Genomic DNA, 4,689 nt, shown 5'->3' on the forward strand with positions numbered 1-4,689 from the left:
CTGTCAGCAATATCGGCAGGGGCGATCGACATATTCTGTAAAATCGGAATCGAAACTTCCTGTTTATCCTTATTTTCCTGACCTGGTGAAATTACTACCCCCCGTCCTTGTGGCAGTTTCAGGAATTCATCGGGAGCCATCAGCGGCACCTCTTGAACGTGCTGGGTGCGAGTCGTCGTCGCTTTGCCATCTTTACTGCCAGCGGAAGTCGTTGATTTAGTCCAGTAGACGATATCTTTTTTCCCCAAATACTCTGAATATTCCTTAGCACTGGACGAATCTTGAGGATTGAGGAAGATTTTCGTACCGCAGTTACCAGCGATCGTCCTCGCCCCATTTTCGCCATAGGATTCAACTAATTGGGCGTAGTTTTGTAAGAATAACAGGGCGATAAAACCCGCCGATCTCGCTTCTGCCAACCAGTTCTTCAATCTAGGTAGATAGATCGTCGGTACTTCGTCCCCGCTGAATACGAACGGTGCTTCGCGCTCGCGGGCGTGATTGACATTACGCGAGACGAGCGCGTCGATAACAGTGGCGAGAATCGGTGAGACGATATCTCGATAGTCCTGATTGAGGCCGATAATCGTCAGAGTTTTACCGTCGAGATCGGGCTGGAGGTCGCTAGTGCCGCAAATCGAGGGCACGAATTCGCGCTCGACAAACCGCTGAAAAATCTTGGAGGCATTGGCAATAATCCCGCCTTCGGTCACGTTGGTTTCTAAATTACCGCCGCCGACACCGATAAATTGGGAAAATGCTTTGGCATTCCAAATATTCAAACGTTTGGTAGCAAAGTTCATCCGCGCACTGAGATTTGGTAGCGAGATAATCGTAGCGGCAGTGAGCAGATCGCCGAATTCTGGTCTATTTAACTGCTCTGCCACCCATTTAGCGGCGAGAAAAACAGCTTTAACTAAATTGATGCCTGCGTCGGTAAAAAATTCATTGCCGCTATCTCGCTCTCCCATTGCCAGATTTTTAATCATTGTTTGAGCGAGCTGTCCAGCTTTAACGCCATCGCCCGAATCGCTAATATAATCGAGCAGATTGCAGACGCAACTTTCGATAAAACCTGGCGCGAAGATTTGAATTTTATAGCCTAACTCGCGAGCGTAACCAGCAATTTCCTTAGTTTGTTCGGGATATTTAAAATCGAACATGGTTAGGGTGAAGTCTCGATCTAGTACCGAACGCAGCAAGGGATTCATAAATCCATAGGATTTACCCGTGTCCGCAGCACCGTAACCGATAATCGATCTCTGAGCGTCGGGAAAATAGACCGTGCGATCGAATAGTTCGTACCATTGTGGTAATGGTGGTAAGTTTGCCTGCTGCTCGGCGATTTTTAACTCGATTTGTTCTTCGCTCAAGCCGTGTTGTTTGAGAGATTTAGAGATTTTGGCAATTAATTCTTCGCGTTGTTTTATCCTGACCCACTTGGGCTTATTGATGTATAAGCAAGTATTAGCTATCTTCGAGCCTGGGTTGTTAAGCTGTTTTTCCCCACGTTTGCGAGCGGCTTTTTTCTCCTTCCTGCCACCCCAATAAGCAGTCCCTAGCTTTTGGTGCTGGGGTTTACTATCGAGTAACATCGCCACCCCATAGACCGAACAAGCCAGCAAAATTAACCCCAGTGGCGAAGATAGCCAATTTTGAACCGATATCTGCGGCGACGGCTGGGATGAGGTTTGATGGTGAGCGATTTGGCTGGACTGTGACATTAGTTTATCGAACTTAATTTCTCAATTTGACTTGGCGATAAACGCTGGCATTGGTGGCGACGATGGGAAACCAGTTGTTGCGCTCGGAGATCGGAAATAAGGGGATGCCGATAAAATAGGGCGTACAGCCGACCAGCCAACCACAGAAGCGCAAATTGATGGCGACAGTTGCCGACCCAGTTCGGGGGTTGAGATTGCGGAGGACGAATTTAATCCCGCCAGAGCCGATATTTGCTTCTACTCCCGTCGGTTCCATGCCGCCGTTTACCATCGCCAGCAATCCTTCTCCACCGCGCACTGACAGGCTATCGCCAGAGATAATCTTGGCACCACGGAGGTAGGGCATTCCCACCCACGGGTGGAACTCGCCATAGTCGCAGTTGCGATCGCATTTGGCGTTGGGCTGTTGGTTCGACCCGCTCATCACCATGTGCTGGATATTGCGTTCTTTAGTGCGAATTACATCTAGCTTCATCAATGCAACGCCAGCAGGCATTCTAAACCCTGGCATGTTGGCAATCTTAATTTGTGACAGTCCCGGCACGACGTTGGCAGGTAGTTTGGCCAAGCCAGGAAATCGCTTTAACTGGATATTTTGAATTTGGGGAAACTGGGAAATGGTAGTTTGGCGCAGATCGACTGCGCGCCCCAAAATTCGATTGCCAGCTCCCAACTTGCCGAGGGTAGTGCGGGTGCCGTCGGCGGTAGTTACTGGCAGATTTGCCATTGCGGGATCGGCGGATATCGCATCGGCGATCGTCACTCGACTCAGCCAGGGAGTTGCTGCGGCGAGGCTAGCGTTAGGATCGATCGGTTTGCCCGTTGTGGCGGCAATTGCTGCTGGGGTTAAATCGCCCGTTTTAAAAGTCGCATTCCAGACTGCCATTGGAATGCAGGTAGCTGGAGCCGCTCCGCGCGGACAATTAATTTCACTCGCTCCACCCAGCGCGTCGCTGGCACGGTCGGGAATTTGAGCGCGTACTGGGCTAGTAAATCTAGACATTCCGCCGATCGTTGCCTGGGAGAACGGATCGTTATTTTGAGCTTGAGCTACCGTTGGAAACAGTAATAAAATAGTACAAATAGCAGCAAGATATCTAAGCATTAATATCTAACTCCACCGATAAGTTCCGACCAGCGACCGCTCAAGAATACAGCCAAACCGATCGCGCCAATGAAGTAATAGACGATCTTACATGCCCAAATAAATGCTGGAGAGTTATCAAAATCGCGGATTTTTTTAATTAAAGCTAACATGTTAGTGATGAGTATTTACAAATTTAAGGATTGAGTTGGTGGTTGTTGTTGAGGTGCCTCGACATATTTAAATCCCTGCGGTGGCTCCAGATCTAAATGCGATTTTTCTGACTCTCCTACGTTTTGAAGTTCTTTTTCGAGAAGATCGAATATTGATTCCGGTCTAATCAGTTCGGCTTTTTCTTGCGTCTGAATGTCAGCAATCGTACCGACGACTGGGCGAACGATTCCCGTGTCAGTTTCCCGCGCTGCACCCACTAAATTACCGATTTTTTCTCCAGCAGCCTTAACGGTATTTATTGCGGCTACTGCACCTCCTGCGGCGGCTTTTAAAGTATTCTCACTCATAGCAGCACCCACACTAGGTGCGACTTTTGCGACTGCTTGCCGAGCGATTTGCGCTCGTTGTGTCGCGATCGCAATTAACTTTTGAGCCAGAGAGCTACCGCCTTCAACCCCACGGTCGAGCATCGATTTCAACAGCCCCCGATCTTCAAGTCCCCGACCTTTGCTAAACTGCATCGAAGCTAGAGTAGTTGGATCGACGATCCGCATTGTCTCGCTTGATGAATCGACATCGATTTGTAGTTGCAGATCGTCGATGGCAATTACTGTCGATTCGTCCTCCCTGACTTCGAGTTCGGCGAGTGTTTTTATCAGCTCTGAAGCGGCGGCTGTCGCGCTAGGTTCGGAGTCGGAATTGAGTTGGAGATTGCTAGCTTCCGGATCGTTGATTTGGTTGGCAATTGCCGAGATTAGCTGGAGATCGGCGGGGATATTATTAGGATTGTTGACTTTTAAATTAGTAGGAATGCTCGCGCTATCGATCGTAAAAGATAGCTGTTGTTGGCGAAACCCCCGTGCGAGATAATCGCCAGAGCGCAGATCGTAAGTTGCATCGCCCTCGCTAGAAATAGTTTGAGTTATCGTCGTCTCGTTACCGTTCTCATCCATTAGCGTCAAACTGGACGTGTCGCTGGGGGTCGCTATTTGATGCAACAAGGCAATATTGGCGAGATCCGCGCCCAACTTTGGATCGAGCGGTATGTTTGTTTCGAGATCGGTTGTAGAGCTGGCGTTCGAGCCATCTAACACTTCAGATGAGTGGGGATGATCTGGCTCGTTATCAAAGGTAATGGAATTCAACTCATCTTCAGAAAGATCCGCTCCAGCATTTGCCATCGCCTCGATCGTTTCTTCGAGATCGTTCGCCGCCAATACCTCACTCTGAATGCCGATTTCTGCATGTGCCAGCGAATCAGGAATCGGCTCGATCTCCGGTGCGTTCGGCAGCTCCACCAGATTTCTCTCGATCGCTGCGGCGATGGTTGCTGTTGCCATCAACGGTTGGATCTCATTAACGACTACTTTCCCTTGACGATCTACTTCAATCAAATCCCGCCCTTCGACGGTAACTTTGATTTTCGCCAGTTCCAATGGCACGGTTTCACCTACTGGCGTATTGAGTAACTTCAGAAATTTTTGAGCCTGAGCTTGCTTGCTACCCGCAATTTCTGAAGAGATGTTAGCTCGACCCTGACTGCGCCTAAAAATAAAGTCCTTCAGGGAAGTAATTGTTTCCCAAACTCGTTCGCGCAATGACTTTCTAGGTTCGTTACTTTTAACGGTCGAATGATGTGGAAATAAATGTCTTTCTTTGGTAAGAAATTCCTTTACCCAATGCAACAGTTTTATTGCCGCTTTACTG

At 48.8% G+C, this 4,689-nt stretch carries 4 protein-coding genes; all 4 read right to left on the reverse strand.

Annotated features, from left to right (window positions below; translation table 11 throughout):
* A partial coding sequence (locus C7B77_RS24460) for a type IV secretory system conjugative DNA transfer family protein (RefSeq protein ID WP_106311064.1) occupies positions 1-1,724 on the reverse strand: 1,724 nt, incomplete at its 3' end.
* Between the two features lie 13 nt (positions 1,725-1,737).
* Positions 1,738-2,829: a hypothetical protein gene (locus C7B77_RS24465; protein WP_106311066.1), complete on the reverse strand. Its 1,092-nt coding sequence runs from the start codon at positions 2,827-2,829 to the stop codon at positions 1,738-1,740.
* On the reverse strand, positions 2,829-2,981 hold the full coding sequence (locus C7B77_RS30425; RefSeq protein ID WP_181244014.1) for a hypothetical protein: 153 nt from the start codon (positions 2,979-2,981) through the stop codon (positions 2,829-2,831). The genes C7B77_RS24465 and C7B77_RS30425 overlap by 1 nt, the downstream gene beginning before the upstream one ends.
* Before the next feature lie 15 nt (positions 2,982-2,996).
* Positions 2,997-4,689 (reverse strand): hypothetical protein (locus C7B77_RS30430; protein ID WP_181244015.1); only part of this gene is annotated, 1,693 nt, incomplete at its 5' end.

Source organism: Chamaesiphon polymorphus CCALA 037 (assembly GCF_003003845.1).
GTDB classification, from domain to species: domain Bacteria; phylum Cyanobacteriota; class Cyanobacteriia; order Cyanobacteriales; family Chamaesiphonaceae; genus Chamaesiphon; species Chamaesiphon polymorphus.